This window comes from Rothia sp. HMSC078H08, assembly GCF_001808955.1.
GTDB lineage: Bacteria > Actinomycetota > Actinomycetes > Actinomycetales > Micrococcaceae > Rothia.
The window spans coordinates 62,624-76,843 of record NZ_KV795253.1; the positions used below are offsets into that span (position 1 = coordinate 62,624).

Here is a 14,220-nt window from a genome sequence, read left to right on the forward strand (position 1 = left end):
GCACGGCGATGAGGAACCGCGCGAGTATCCGACAGTGGATAGGAGGCGTTCTGAACCGTGTGCCTGCCCCTTTTCTTGTCTTTTTGGGCGGCGGCACGGGTGCGCTGTGCCGCGTGTACACTCCCGGCGGCGTGCTGGTGGCGAACCTGCTGGGCTCGTTCACGCTAGGTCTGTTGACGATGGTGTGGAATGCCTACGCGCGCCGTGATGGTGAGGACCGGATTCATTCGTTCCGCCTGCTCTTTGGTGCCGGCATGATGGGCGGCTACACGACGTATTCTTCAATTGCGGCGGTTTTGGCGCAGACGATTTTTCTGCCGTACACGGTGCATAGTGGGTATATGGTGTTGGCGGTGCTGGTGCTGCTGGTGGGTGGTTTGGTTGCCGCCGCTGCGGGCATGCTGACGGGTCGTTTTGTGGCGTCCCGTCTGGTCTCTGCCCGTGATGTTGAGGAGGACCGCTAATGTTTTTCGCTCTGATGGTGTTCCTCTGCGGCGGCTTGGGTGCGATGACCCGCTTCTTCCTCGATAAGGCGATGTCGCCTCGCTTGCGTACGGAGTCGTCGATTATTAGCCCGGTGTTCGTCATTAACCTGGTGGGTTCGTTCCTGTATGGTCTGCTGATTTTGCCGGTGTCTAATCCTCGCGCGCTGGGTGTGCACTATAACGCCATGGATCAGGTGGCGTTCTGGTGCACGGTGATTACGACCGGTCTGCTGGGTGGTTTTACGACGTTTTCGACCGCTATGGTGGAGGCGCTGACCGCCCGTTCTGAGGGCAAGATGGTGAAGTTCCTGATGCTGTGGTTGGTGCAGGTGGTTGGTGCGATGGTGGCTGCGATTGCGGGTGCGTTGCTGTTTGTGCTGTTGTTTGGTCGGTATATTGCGCCGGTGTTCCCGCCGGATGTTCTGTACTGACGGCACCAGCTGCGGTGGTTCTCGTGGGGTGTTTGGGTGCGTGTACAGCTTTTTCACAGTTTCGCCTAGGGTGAGCCATAGGGCGGTCTTTTACACTGGTGGTGAACGATATGCGGCGGGTACGAACATTAACCCGCTATATGCCACCAAGAATATATGTTAGAACAGGCATATATGCAGGTGGATTTCATATAACTCACTCTCACGACCCAAGGAACACACGGCATGCAGGAACTGCTCAGTAAACACATGATTGGCACTTTCGCCATCGAGATTGCGGCACTCACAGCAGTGCTCTCCATCATTGGATTTATTGGTATGCGCCTGCGCGCCAAGAAGACCGGTCGAGCGCACGGCATCCGCCAGTACCTGCTGACTGCGTCCTTCGCGCTGTTCCTCGCCTCGATTCTTTCTCTGACGCTGACTCCGATTGGTAGCGCAAATAGCGTCACGAACCCCGAGCTCTACTACCCGCGCTTCTACGTGGGCTGGAGCTGGCAGCAGGCGTGGGAGTTGACTGCCGGCATGGGTCTGCGCCGCTTCGCAACCACCGTGTATGCGCAGCTCTTCTTCAATATTGCGATGTTCATCCCCCTGGGCTTCTTCACCGCGGGTTGCCTGCGCTGGGGTCTGCGCGCCACGGCACTGAGCGGCTTCGCGCTCTCAAGCTTCATTGAGTTGAGCCAGCTGACCGGTAACTGGGGTCTGGCGGGCTTCACCTACCGCACTTTCGATGTGGATGACATTGTGAATAATACTGCCGGTGCGGTTCTCGGTGCGGTCTGCATCTGGGTGGTGCGCGCGATTCAGAAGCGCCGCGCGGCTAAGAATGACCGGGCGCTGGCAATGGCTACCGCCGCCTAGTAGATTCTCGGATTGCCAGACGTTTTCATAACATGATTGATATAATTCATGTTATGAAAACGTCTGCTCCTAGCCTCCTTCCCATCTTGCGTAGCGACCTGCAGGGTGAAGTGATGGCATTGCTGTTCTCTCACCCTGAGCAGCAATACACGGTGTCACAGATTGCTGATGCGACACGTGCATCATTGCCGACTGTTTCCCGAGAAGTGAATCGTCTAAATCAATCCGGTTTGGTGACTGTCCAGAATGTTGGTAGGACCCGTATGGTGCAAGCCAAGGTTGATAATCCGGTGGGCCAGGCGATGCGTCAGTTGATTCTGGTAACGTATGGCCCCGTTCCGGTGCTCCGGGATACTTTGCAGGGCGTTTCCAATATTGAGGGTGCTGCTATTTATGGTTCGTGGGCTAGCCGTCGTTCTGGGGTGGCGGGGCACGTGCCGAATGATATTGATGTGCTGGTTGTGGGCTCCCCTTCACGGCAGAAGCTGTATGAGGCTATCGATGATGCTGAGCAGAAGCTTGGCTATGAGGTGAATGTGAAGCGGCTATCTCCTGAGGCTTGGAACTCGCAGGATGGCTTCGTGCAGACTGTGCGGTCGCGTCCTATGGAGGTTCTCTTTGGGCAGCTGGAGGTGAATGATGTCCACGCTGAAGCCTAAGCTAGGACCTTTCTAGACTGTATTTCTTGTTGGCACCTCTGAATGAACCTCCTTCCGTGAGGTAGACGCAACGGACCCCTCATTTTCATAACCTGACCGATATTGTGCAGGTTATGAAAATGAGGGGTTCGCTGTTTTTAGATGAAACCTCGCCGGATAAATCTATTCAGATAAACCCGGCTCTATGAAACCCTAGACAGGGAAGTTCTCGGGTGGGAAGACTACTCGTCCTCGGTCAGCCGGTTCACGACGCGGGTGCTACGGTTGCCCTTCACCTCTTCGGGGAGCAGAATCGGCATGGAACCGGTCGGAGTGTAGGTTGCCGCGCGTGCCGCCGCGGTAGCGTGGGTGTCCTCAAACTCGGGGATAACCTCGGCGCTGGGTGCACGGTACAGGTGGCTATTAGCCCACCACGCGAAGAGCAGAACCACAATCGCCAGAGCGCTAGAGACGAACAGCCACGGGCTGACCTGACCCTCGTAGTAGAGCTTGAAGAACGCGCCACCCATGAAACCGCCGGCAATCGGGCCGCAGATCGGAACCCACGCGTAGAACCAGCGCGAGGAGCCCTTATCGTGGATGGGCAGCAGGGCGTGCATGAGGCGCGGACCGAAGTCACGGGCGGGGTTCAGGGCGTAGCCGGTCTGACCGCCCAGGCCGATGACGAGTACGGTGACCATGAAGCCGAAGGCGAGGGGCTTGAGCACGTCGTTGAGGTTGAGAGAGAGTTCCACACCGCCGCTGATGGACGGCTTGAAGTTTACGCCGGTGTACAGTGCCGAGAAGACCAGCATGAACGTGCCGATCATTTCGGAGAGGGCGTTGGTGAAGTAGTTGTGAATAGCGGGGACGGTGCCGAAAACGCCGAGCTTAATCTTCTTGTCGGCGGTTGCTTTCCAGTGCGGCAGGTAGTTGAGGTAGACCAGTCCGGCGCCGACCATTGCGCCGAGTACCTGGGCGATGATGTAGCCGGGGACCTTCTCCCAGGAGAACTCGCCGAACGCTGCCAGGCCGATAGACACAGCGGGGTTGAGGTGGCCGCCGGAATAGGCGTGGGAGGCGTAGACGCCGAAGGTGACGGCGAAGCCCCAACCGAAGGCGATGGTGAAGAAGTTGTCGCCGTGGCCTTTGGATCGGCGAAGTTCGACATTGGCGATGACGCCGCAGCCGATGGTGCACATGATGAGCGTGCCGAGGAATTCGGCGAGGTAGGGGCTGATGGTGTACACGGGGTGTCCTTCAGGTAGTGAACTGCGGGTGGTAAACCGGGATTCGGTCGGGTGCGCAGTGCCGAGCGTGAGGGAGGTGTGGTTTTGTGTGGGGTTATGCCGCCCGAGTGGCGTGTTTAAACCTTTGGCATCTATGGAACCCTGAATGCCCTAGAAGGGCAATACTTTTGTGTTATTTCACCCTTAGACATAAGCGGTTTTTCGGGTTTTTCGTTTAAAAATAAATGTGGCGAATGAGGGGAAAATCGGTCATAGTCCACAACTTGGACTCATTCCATAAACTCGCGGTTGAACCCATGGAGAAACTCACGAATAAACCCGCGATCAAACCAACACTCACCCCCGCCATCAGCACCCGCCCACACCACTTGCCATCAGCATAAAAATGCCCGGGCACCTCACGGGGTACCCGGGCAGTTTCTGTAATTTTTATGCGGCTCTAACTGCGGCTCTTGCGAACCGCGGTGGACTGGCTGTTACGCCGCTACACGGCTACTACTTGGCGCTCGCCCAGTCGAGAATCGCCTCGAAGAAGCGCTCGCATTCGCTCAGCTGCTCCAGCTCAATCCACTCGTTGGGGGAGTGAGCCTGCGCAATATCGCCGGGGCCGCAGATGATGCTCTCCACACCGGCGCGCTGGAACTGGCCCGCCTCGGTGCCGTAGGTGACCTTCTGCGGCGCATCGTTGGTGCCGAGCCACTCGTGGGCGAGACGCACGATGGGCGCATCGTCTTCGGTGCCCAGGCCCGGCACGGCGGCTAGCAGTTCGTGCTTCACGCCCACGCGGGAGGTGAGGCTACCGGGCTCCGCGCCGGTCAGCTTCTCGGCGCGTGCGGCGCGCGCCTGCAGGTCGGGCAGAATCACCTCGGAAATCTCGCGGTCGATGCGCTCGACGAAGGACTCGGTGGTCACCCGCGGCAGGGTGCGCACATCGTACTCGAGCACGGCCTGCTCGGCGACGATGTTGTACTGCAGGCCGCCGTTTGCCAGGTTCACGCTGCCGGTGGAGTGGGGAATGATGAACGCCTCGTCGAAGGGGCCTTCCTCCTCCCACTCATCGGCCATGTCGGTGAAGAAGGTGATGAACTCGCCGGCGGCGGCGACGGCGTTCACGCCGTGGGTTGCGAGGGAACCGTGCTTGGGCACGCCGGTGATGGTAACGCGGCCGCGGTGCGCGCCCTTGTGTGCGTCGATGATGCGCATGCTGGAGGGCTCACCGACGATGGCATACTCGGGGGCGAGATCGCGGGCCACGAATTCCTCGATGAGGGAGGGAGCGCCGACGCAGCCGATCTCCTCGTCGTAGGAGAAGGCAAAGTGCAGGGGCACGCGCAGCTTCGCCTCGGCAACGCGCGGCAGCAGCCAGAGCGCGACAGCGATGAAGCCCTTCATATCGCAGACGCCGCGGCCGTAGGCGCGGGTACCCTCCACGCGCAGGGTGAACGGGTCGCTGGCCCAGTCCTGACCGGCGACGGGCACGACGTCGGTGTGGCCAGAGAGGACGAGCCCGCCGCGAGTGGTGCCGTTCGCGGCGGGGACGGTGATGAAGAGGTTAGCGCGGGTGCGGTCCTCGTTGTAGGTGCGCACGCCGCTGTAGCCGTAGCGGCCGAATTCGGCTTCGAGAAGCTCGATGAGTTCCAGGTTGGAGCTACCGGAGACGGTGGGGATAGAGACAAGCTTTTCGAGCCAGGGGAGGGACGCCGGCTGAGTGGTCTGTGCGGTCATGAGGAACCTTTCTGCTGTGCGTTTGTGCCCGGGGTGGCTACGTTCAGGGTACGCCGCGGGGCGGTATTCGTCGCGTGGTCGCCGCCGAATACCGCCCCGTGAATGGCCTGAGCGGCCGGACTAGATGACGTAGTTGTTGACGTTGGAGTGATCGCCGAGCGCGTGGAAGTTGCGCGAGTGGTAGACGAGCGGGGTGCCCTCGCAATCGTTGCGGATAAACTCCTCAACCTGGGCGGTGAAGACGAGCGCGGGGCCCGCCTCAACGCGGCTGAGGGGGGTTGCGCGCAGCACGCGGCGCACGCCGTGGACGAGGGGCTCACCGGTGTGGACGAATTCCCACGCGGCCGGGTCGGCGAAGCGGGGGTAGTCGTGGGTCGCGAAGTTCTTAGCGAGGGTGACATTCTCAGCGTCGAGCATGTGCACGAGGAAGGAGGAAGCCGCAGCAATCTTTGCCGCGGAGCCGCTGTTGGCCTTGAGGGAGAAGGCGATGATGGGCGGTTCGGCGGCGACGGAGGTCAGGGAGGAGGCGGTGAATCCCGCGGGTTCGCCGTTTTCGTCGGTTGCGGTGATGATGGCGACGCCGGCGGGCTGGTGGCCGAAGGCGAGCTTGAACTGCTCGGTGGTATCGGCGAGGGTCGCCTGTGCTGCAATGGTTTCGGTCATGATCGACCCTTTCTTCTGCGGCTGCGTGGGTTCGGCCCGGGTTGTGTGTGCGGGCGGTTCCCGTGAGTAGGGGAGATATGTTCAGGGTAAAGCTTTGGTGTAGCGAATACCTTATTTATTGCCCTATGTTTCTTAGGCCTACCTTTCATGACGGGAGGGGCGAAATATTACGTCATATTCTTCGCTGTTTGGGGGCTTCCGGGAGGTGTTCCACTGGGTGCCCCGTGAAAGGTGCGGAACGCTTGGTTTTGGGTGCTGTCCCTCTCTCTTCCGCGGGGTTTCGCGGGGGTGAAGAGGCCTCTGGGGTATCCTTGCTAGGTACTCAAAAGCGCTCCGCGCCCCGTATTTGAGGGGTTTTCGGTGCGTGAACTGTGGGGAGAAGAGGGTTAATGAGCTGGTTGGCAACTATTCCGCTGCTACTTTTTGCGGTCGTGTTGGCTTTTGGCCCCGGCTATGCAATGGGCTGGGCGCTGCGTGTTCCCGCACGTCTGCGCGTTTTTTATGCGCCGCTGCTGTCCTTCGCTTTGGTGGCTGTTTCCGCGATTGTGCTGGGTAAGACCGGTATTCCGTGGAGCCTGATTTCTTTCGTGCCGGTTGCCGCCGTGCTGGTGGCTGCCGCCGCGGGTGTGATGCACCTGGTGGGCCGCCGCTGGCCTGCTCTGGCGTCTGCCTCGTGGCCGGGTAATGATGTTCCTGTGGCATGGCCGGTGGTGGGTGCTGTGTTAGGCGGATTCCTGGTGCTGCACATGACCGAGGACATGGTCTACGGGCCTGAGGCGTTCTCGCAGAGCCTGGATAACTCATTCCATATGAATGCAATCCGCTGGATTCAGGAGCACGGGGACGCCTCGAGCCTGACCCTTGGAGCAGTCGCTGCTGTGAACCAGGAGCCGACGTTCTACCCGGCGGGTTGGCACGATTTTGTGTCCCTGATTTATAGCACCACGGGTACGAGTATTGCGACTGCCACCATTGTGACCGTGCTACTGGCTTCCGGCATTTTGTGGCCCTGCTCGCTGGTTGCGCTGAGCCTGAGCATCCCGAAGCTGCGCCGCCTGCAGGCCCTAGCTATTCCGGCGATGATTTGCGGTTTTGCGGCTTTCCCGGGCCTGCTACTGCGCTGGGGTGTGCTTTTCCCGAACCTGCTGGGCTATGCCCTGCTACCTTCATTTGTGGCACTCATGGTGTACCTGGTACAGGTGATGGTACGCCGCGAGTATTCGGCATCCCTATCGCTGGGTTTAGCCTCCCTGGTGGGTCTTGCGGGTCTGGCGCTGGTGCATCCGAATGCGGTGGTTTCTGCCGCAGCCTTTGCTGTACCCCTGCTACTGGCTGGTGTGGCGCAGGTCCTGCGTTCGCATGAGTTGATTGCTCGACAGAAATGGGTGGGTTCCATCCTGCTACTGGCTTTCCTGGTTGGTTGTGTAGGGGCCTGGCGTGTATTACGTCCCGCTGAGTTTGCAAGTAATACTTGGTCGCCGATTCTGACCGAGGGTGAGGCCCTCTATCAGTTCCTCTTCCTGGGCCTGGAGAATGGTAATCAGCTGGGTGATAAGTTTAATCCCTCCTACTTGGCGGGTTTCCTGGTTCTGTGGGGTGTGGGGTACCTGCTGTACAAGCGCCGTAACCTGTGGCTGATTGCTAGCTGGGGGCTGATTGGTTACCTGTGGATTGTATCCGCCTCGGTGCCGCGCGGTGAGTTCCGCCTGTTGATGGTTGCTCCCTGGTACACGGATCATTTCCGTCTGGCGGCTCTGGTGGTATTCCCCTCAGTGATCCTAGCTGGTATCGGTTTGGGTGGCTTCGTAGAAGGTCTGCTTACCTGGGTTGCGCGCCGAGCACCACGCCCGGCACGCTTGAAGGTTGCGACCATCGGCATGGGTGTCGCGATGATCCTGGTACTGGTAGTTGCTGGTCTTTCTTCGCGTGTTCCTTCGGTGCAGGAGACGACCCAGGCGGTCTCTCGTGAATACCGCCTGACCCCGACCTCTGTGGTGTTGAATCAGGACGAGATGAACGTCATTAATGAAATCCCGAAGATCGTACCGAAGGACGATGTGATCGTGAATAACCCCTGGGACGGTAGCGCCTATATTTACGCGCTGGCGGATCGTCACCTGACGGGATACCACTTCGAGTTTGAGACCTCACCCAAGTACTCGGCGATTATGCACAACCTCAAGGACGCTCGTACAAACCCGGAGGTGTGCCGCGAAGTGAACGAGTACAAGGCCCACTGGTACGTTCACCTGGAGAACCAGCTGAACTTCGGCCCGGACGCCCAGAAAAACTACGACGGCCTCGTGGCTGCTATCGATACGGATGTTCTGACTCCGGTGTACTCCTCGGGTCCGATGACTCTGTACCGTATTAGCGCGTGCGATAACTAATGCGATAACTAAACGGTGCCTCAGCGCTCCTACGGGGGTGCACGCATCTGCAGAAATTCGTGCAGTGGTCTGCATTCTGGCGCTAAATCTGAGATACTGCGGAACCACTGATATGATGAAAGTCGGTATGTCTACTAGGGCATGCCGGCTTTCACACGCACGGTAAGACACATTCGTTAGGAGGGGTAGCTGCCCTATGGGTTCTCCCACATCGCCTCTTACCCCCCGCACGTATCCTCGTACGCTGGTGATTATGCCCGCCTGGAACGAGGAAGAAGCACTGCCCGGCACTATTACTGAGCTGCAGGAGACGGTGCCCTTCGTGGACCTGGTGGTGGTCAATGATGGCTCCACCGACAACACCTCCGCTGTGGCTCGTGAGGCGGGTGCTTTTGTGATTGACCTGCCCTACAACATGGGCGTGGGTGCCGCCATGCGCACCGGCTACAAGTACGCGCAGCGCATGGGTTACGACTACGCCATGCAGGTGGATTCGGATGGTCAGCACCACCCCGAAAGTATCCCCACGCTGATTGAGGCAATCAAGGACTACGATATTGTAATTGGTTCCCGCTTTGCGGAGGGGGCTGCCGACTATGAGGTGTCAGGTCCACGCAAGTGGGCGATGGGCCTGCTATCGTTCCTGTTCACCCGCTCGGCGGGCACCCCGTTCACGGACGTGACCAGCGGCTTTAAGATTGCTAACCGCCGCGGCATCGACTTCTACTGCCGCAACCTGCCCGCCGAATATTTGGGCGACACAATCGACATCACCGCCATGGCTATTAACAATGGCTTGAAGGTGCGTCAGGTGCCGGTGAATATGCGTGAACGTCAGGGAGGTACCCCCTCCTCCGGTCCGCTGAAGTCTGCTGTCTATCTGGTTCGTTCACTGTTTGCCTACGGCATTTCGGTGAGCCGCCGCCCCGAGGAGAAGTAATCATGAGCGCGAGTGTTTTTTTCCTCATTCTGTCCGTACTGGTGTGTGCCTTTGTGATTGTGCAGGTGCGTCACCAGCGCATGAAGGAGCGGTACGCCGCCCTGTGGCTGATTATCGGCGCGGTCATTATCGTGCTGGGCGCTTTCCCGAGTCTGCTAAACGGTGTGGCGGACTTTGTGGGTGTTGCCCTGCCGGTGAATCTGTTGTTCCTGCTGTCGATTCTTTTGCTCATGGGCGTCAGTATTCACCTGACCCTGGAGCTGTCGCGCCTGTCGGAGAAGACCCGTATCCTGGCTGAGGAAGTCGCCATTTTGAAGGCGCTTCAGGAGCAGCCGGAGGGTGCATCTGGCTTAGGCCGTAAATCCTCTGCACGGGGCGAGCAGTAGGAACCATAATTTTCTTTTAGTATTTTTTACCCCTTTGACCTGGAGTAATACCTTATGACCGTTGATATTCTGTTCCCCTACTACGGCGACGTCGCCATGATGAAGCAGGCTGTACTGTCTGTGGTCGGTCAGACCAACCCGGACTGGCGCCTGATTGTTGTCGATGACGGCTACCCGGACGACTCGATTCCTGGCTGGTTCGAGTCGCTGAAGGACGAGCGCATCACCTACATGCGTAATGAAACCAACCTGGGTGCGAACGCGAACTACCGCAAGTGCCTGACCTTCGTGGAGAACGAACTGGTCACCGTCATGGGTGCTGACGACGTCATGCTCCCCAACTACGTGCAGTGGCTCGTGGATGCAGCGGCTAAGCACCCCGAGGCGTCCATTTTCCAGCCCGGCGTGGTCGTGATTGATGAGAACAACGGCCTGTCGAACACTCTGGTGGAGCAGACTAAGGCGTTCTACCGTCCCAAGGGTGAGGCTGTTCTGCAGGGTGAGGAGCTGGCTACCTCCCTGCTGCGCGGCGCGTGGTTCTACTTCCCGTCCCTGGGTTGGCGTAAGGACGCTATCGTGGGCACCGGCTTCCGTGAGGGCCTGAACGTTATCCAGGACATGGCGCTGATTCTCGACATTACGATGCGCGGCGGCTCCCTGTACTACGACCCGCAGATTGCGTTCATGTACCGCCGTCACGGTGGTTCTGACTCGTCTTGGCGCGCCCTTGAGGGTACCCGCTTTGAGGAGGAGCGCCGCTACTACAACACCATGGTTGAAGAGATGACTGCCCTGGGTTGGACGAAGGCTGCCCGCGTGGCTCGTATTCGCTTCTCTTCGCGTGCTCACGCGCTGACTCTGCTACCGAAGGCGGCTCTGGCGAAGAAGTGGCAGGGTGTTAAGAACCTTGCCGAGCACGTCGTAAAGTAAAGACTTCAATTCTATAGGTGCGACCAGTAGAGAACGGAGATAGCGTGGAATCATCGGCAGAGTCCCAGCCGAAGAAAATGACTCGTGGTCATTCGATGGCAATTTTGGGATCGTCCGGTTTAGCTGCACTATCTTCTCTAGGAATTACCGTTGTGGTGAAACGGTTTCTGGAGGGCGAAAGCCTGACGGAGTTCCTTCTCTTCTGGTCGCTTCTTTTTGCCCTCTACGGTGTGGTGGTAGGTATCCAGCAGGAAGCTACCCGCGCTGTGGGTACTGCACGCCGCGACGGTAAAACTGGTGCACGTATTGCACCCGTGGGTGCTCTAGTGGGTCTTGTTGTGGGCGGGTTGACCTTAGTGACGAGCCCTCTGTGGGCTCCTGCCCAGATTCCTTTGAGTGGGTTTAGCGGTGTGCTGCTCCTGAGTGCCGGTGTGGCCCTCTACGCCATGCACATGACTCTCTATGGTGCGTCTGCTGGCCAGGAAAGCTGGTACCTCTTCGCGAGTGTGTCGGGGTTCGACGCTATTTGGCGTATCGTAGCTATCTGTGCGGTCGGTCTGGTCTCTGCACATCTCATCGGTCTTGAAGCCGCAGCGGTTTCTCCGGTACTTCTGTGGCTGCTGATGGTGCTTCTGCTTCCAGAAGCTCGGCGAGTTTTTAGCTCTCGTGCGGATGTTTCCTCGGGCCGTCTGCTGTATAACTACACGCTGTCGATGGGGTCGTCGACTGCTAATGCGGTTCTTATGATGGGCTTGCCGCTTCTGCTGAACGTTAGCATCGATTCAAACGACCCGCTACAACAGGTTATTTTGGCGGTTCTGATTCTGGCGATTTCGATTACGCGCTCGCCGATTATGATTCCTTTGCAGGCTTTTCAGGGCGTGGCGGTGTCTGCTTTCTTGAAGCAACAGAATCATCCGTTGCGTGCTTTTGCGAAGCCTGCTGGTGCACTGTTGGGTGTGGGTCTTGTGGGCGCTGCGGCGGCTTACGTGCTGGGGCCGTGGCTGTTTGGTCTGCTTTATCCGCCGAAGCCTTCAGAGGTTGAAGCATACGCTCAGGTGGTGACTTCTCCGGTGCTTGCACTTCTGGTGTTTGCTTCTGCTTTCCTGGCGCTTCTGGTGCTGTCAGGGTCGCTGGTGATTGCATTGAATATGCACCGTTCGTATGTGGCTGGTTGGGTGCTGGCGGCTGCGGTTGCTTGTGTGGTGGCGGTGTCGCCGTTGCCTCTTCTGACTCGCACTCTTCTTGCCCTGTATGCGGGGCCGACGCTTGGCCTGCTAGTACATGTGGTTGCGATGGTGTGGCATGCGCGTTCTGTGTCGAGTAGCGGCAACGCTGAGATGGAGAATATTGATAAATAAATGATGAGGGGTTGAGCAAACAAATAGTTATGCTCAACCCCTCATTTCTAGTAGAGTGAAGAACCTCTAGGTCTCCGGGTTATACAAAGTAACCTTATGCTGTGGTGAATTGGCTGGATGCTTCATCCGTCGCGTAGGAGGGCATCTACTGTGGTCAGTATTCACCCATGCCATCCACAACCCCCAAAGGGCTATCGCGAGACCAGCCCACACACTAGCCTGCTCCTGCGATAGAATGCCGTAGGTTTGTAGAACAGCAGTGGCTGCTGGAATCACTGCATAGAGTTGCTTACGCCACCCCGGACGATGCCTAAGCACGACGCTTCGACTTCACGAGGTTCTCCAAATCCGCAATTTGCTTGTGAAGACGTAGCATATTCTCATCGAACCATTCCACGATAGCTCGAGTGCTGACTTTTGCCTGACCGAAGCGCTGTACGGCAGGGTCGCCTTCACGCACAAAAGGCGCATCATACACATCAGTCAGAGCTCGATGAGCTGCCTGGTATGCAGTATTTTCAGAAATAGGTGCCATGATAATCTCCTTGGCGGTTGGGCAGCTATGATAGCTGCGGTTTAACAGAAAACCCCGCCAGGATAAACCTGACGGGGTGAACTACAGCAGTGAAATAACAGCTTCCTGCGGTAGCTTTATCTGCCTGGGAAAATGATGTAATCCTACTGGAACGGTTACCTATTTTCACAGGCAGAAGTTTAATACGGACGGTATCAGTCCTGGCTATGAAGTAATAGGGCTAAGGCCTTCATACCTTCCAACCCTTCCCACACAGCAGAGCAAGAACGACAAGACGCCCTTTCAGCGGTGTAATACAGTGCAGATCGGCGTATTGATGTTGAGCCGTCGCAGCTTGTTTTCATGACTTCCTGCTCCCCGCAGTTAGGACAAAATCCCTGCAAATCATGACTGGGATGGCGCAACGCAACAATGGCCCGAATCCAACTGGTCGTCGTAGCCAACGCCTCATCATGAAGCTCCTGATGTAGGTGATTGCGAATCCACGCAGAAACCTGATTTTTCAGCGGTGCACCTGGGAATGAGGGCATTACAACGGAACGAATAGACTCTTGAATTTCTAACGCATTAGCAGAAATAGGTATGCGACATCCAAAGCGGCTGGCGCTAGATGCTCCTCCGGTACGCGAACCACCGGCGACATAATCTGCCAGCTCATCCAATAATGCCTGATGGCGTGGAATACGGAACTTTGCGCGGTGCAGACAATGACGGTCTGCGTCCTTCACTGGCGTGCCCACGGTTAGAGCGATTAGATGCTGCTGCAGTTGCTCGCCAGACGAAATGGTAGCCATATGATGTAGCCTCTCTGCTAAATGAGTGAATTATTGATATCCGCTACAGTGCGGAAGGTGTGTGAACCATAGTGTTGGCTCTACAAAGAGTTGTCCTGCTTCTGCTTCTTGGCAGCGAAGCTGAAGCGTGTGACAGGCGTTTTCTCCGTGCGCGTAGGAATGACGCTAGGCCAGTATCATGAACGACCCATTCATCCTGTCCACTCTTCTTGCCGATTGGAGCTTCAGTATCCTGGTGCGCATTCTGTCGCTTCAGTTGCCGGTAGTGCTTGCGGCATAAGGGGTGCCCGGCATGTCGAGAATCCGCATCTATTGGCTTCTCACAACGCGTGCAATGAGAAAGCGCAAGAAAAAGAACCGGATTTGCTCGCGAAGGGTAAATTCGCTGCTTTGAAGTTCGTCGAGCTCGAGGGTTGATAGGAAGGTAGACCCGCGGTGAATCAAGAGGGACGGTACCCTCTGGTGCGTGGATACATGCACGGCAGATGGAATAGATGGGATTCCACTGATTCTCTATTGCGATGCGTTGTCCGTAATTTTCAGGGTGGATACTACAGGCTGGAAGAGAGATGCCAGCGGTTCTCCAACATCTAGGACAAATAGGTTGCCCTGATGATATGCGGGGATTCTTGTGGAGGCGTATCGCCCTATGCCGCGCTTGGCATGTGCGGCAACCAGTGCGATATGTGTCTGTCGGCTCGTGGCATCCTTTGCATAGCCGGGATGGGTACTTCATGAGTCCTCCTTGGAATCAAAACCTAGCAGAAGATTAATCCGATGTTTATAAAAGACGTAAATCAGCCTTTAATATTCATCGGGGGGGGGGGG

Annotated in this window: 14 protein-coding genes; 9 read left to right on the forward strand and 5 right to left on the reverse strand. The window is 57.5% G+C overall.

The window, feature by feature from the left end; translation table 11 throughout:
- Positions 1–59: 59 nt before the first annotated feature.
- From HMPREF2528_RS03150 to HMPREF2528_RS09125, 4 genes are all read left to right on the forward strand, one after another.
- Positions 60–464, forward strand: coding sequence for a fluoride efflux transporter FluC (locus HMPREF2528_RS03150; protein WP_246823860.1), 405 nt, complete (start codon positions 60–62; stop codon positions 462–464).
- Positions 464–916 carry a fluoride efflux transporter FluC gene (locus HMPREF2528_RS03155; protein WP_070542318.1) on the forward strand — a complete coding sequence of 151 codons (453 nt, stop codon included), beginning with the start codon at positions 464–466 and terminating at the stop codon, positions 914–916. The genes HMPREF2528_RS03150 and HMPREF2528_RS03155 overlap by 1 nt, the downstream gene beginning before the upstream one ends.
- 225 nt (positions 917–1,141) lie before the next feature.
- Positions 1,142–1,780, forward strand: coding sequence for a VanZ family protein (locus HMPREF2528_RS03160; protein ID WP_070542321.1), 639 nt, complete (start codon positions 1,142–1,144; stop codon positions 1,778–1,780).
- Between the two features lie 113 nt (positions 1,781–1,893).
- Positions 1,894–2,439, forward strand: a complete 546-nt coding sequence (locus HMPREF2528_RS09125; RefSeq protein ID WP_168160857.1) for an ArsR family transcriptional regulator — start codon at positions 1,894–1,896, stop codon at positions 2,437–2,439.
- 221 nt (positions 2,440–2,660) lie between these two features.
- Here HMPREF2528_RS09125 and HMPREF2528_RS03170 read toward each other — a convergent pair whose 3' ends face one another.
- The 3 genes from HMPREF2528_RS03170 to HMPREF2528_RS03180 form a co-directional block, all read right to left on the reverse strand.
- Positions 2,661–3,668 (reverse strand): MIP/aquaporin family protein, encoded by a 1,008-nt coding sequence (locus HMPREF2528_RS03170; protein ID WP_070542325.1) that lies wholly within the window; start codon positions 3,666–3,668, stop codon positions 2,661–2,663.
- A 495-nt stretch (positions 3,669–4,163) separates the two neighbouring features.
- A complete protein-coding gene (gene argE / locus HMPREF2528_RS03175) occupies positions 4,164–5,393 on the reverse strand; it encodes an acetylornithine deacetylase (RefSeq protein ID WP_070542329.1) in 1,230 nt (409 codons plus the stop codon).
- Positions 5,394–5,513: 120 nt separating this feature from the next.
- Complete coding sequence (locus HMPREF2528_RS03180; RefSeq protein WP_049332296.1) at positions 5,514–6,056, reverse strand: flavin reductase family protein; 543 nt, start codon at positions 6,054–6,056, stop codon at positions 5,514–5,516.
- Between the two features lie 389 nt (positions 6,057–6,445).
- Here HMPREF2528_RS03180 and HMPREF2528_RS03185 point away from each other — a divergent pair, with 389 nt between their 5' ends.
- The 5 genes from HMPREF2528_RS03185 to HMPREF2528_RS03205 all read left to right on the forward strand — a co-directional run bounded on the left by HMPREF2528_RS03185 (position 6,446) and on the right by HMPREF2528_RS03205 (position 12,063).
- Complete coding sequence (locus tag HMPREF2528_RS03185) at positions 6,446–8,446, forward strand: DUF6541 family protein (protein ID WP_070542332.1); 2,001 nt, start codon at positions 6,446–6,448, stop codon at positions 8,444–8,446.
- A gap of 196 nt (positions 8,447–8,642) precedes the next feature.
- Positions 8,643–9,386: a glycosyltransferase family 2 protein gene (locus HMPREF2528_RS03190; protein ID WP_049340087.1), complete on the forward strand. Its 744-nt coding sequence runs from the start codon at positions 8,643–8,645 to the stop codon at positions 9,384–9,386.
- A 2-nt stretch (positions 9,387–9,388) separates the two neighbouring features.
- Positions 9,389–9,772, forward strand: a complete 384-nt coding sequence (locus HMPREF2528_RS03195; protein ID WP_049345954.1) for a DUF2304 domain-containing protein — start codon at positions 9,389–9,391, stop codon at positions 9,770–9,772.
- 54 nt (positions 9,773–9,826) lie between these two features.
- Complete coding sequence (locus HMPREF2528_RS03200) at positions 9,827–10,702, forward strand: glycosyltransferase family 2 protein (RefSeq protein ID WP_049352287.1); 876 nt, start codon at positions 9,827–9,829, stop codon at positions 10,700–10,702.
- Positions 10,703–10,854: 152 nt separating this feature from the next.
- Entirely contained in the window at positions 10,855–12,063 is a 1,209-nt protein-coding gene (locus HMPREF2528_RS03205; protein ID WP_239665171.1) for a hypothetical protein, read from the forward strand.
- A gap of 310 nt (positions 12,064–12,373) precedes the next feature.
- On the opposite strand, the gene HMPREF2528_RS03210 is transcribed toward HMPREF2528_RS03205, so the two are convergent.
- Positions 12,374–12,598, reverse strand: a complete 225-nt coding sequence (locus HMPREF2528_RS03210) for a hypothetical protein (RefSeq protein WP_005504194.1) — start codon at positions 12,596–12,598, stop codon at positions 12,374–12,376.
- 194 nt (positions 12,599–12,792) lie between these two features.
- Positions 12,793–13,392: a DUF7340 domain-containing protein gene (locus tag HMPREF2528_RS09130; RefSeq protein ID WP_141744688.1), complete on the reverse strand. Its 600-nt coding sequence runs from the start codon at positions 13,390–13,392 to the stop codon at positions 12,793–12,795.
- Positions 13,393–14,220: the final 828 nt, after the last annotated feature.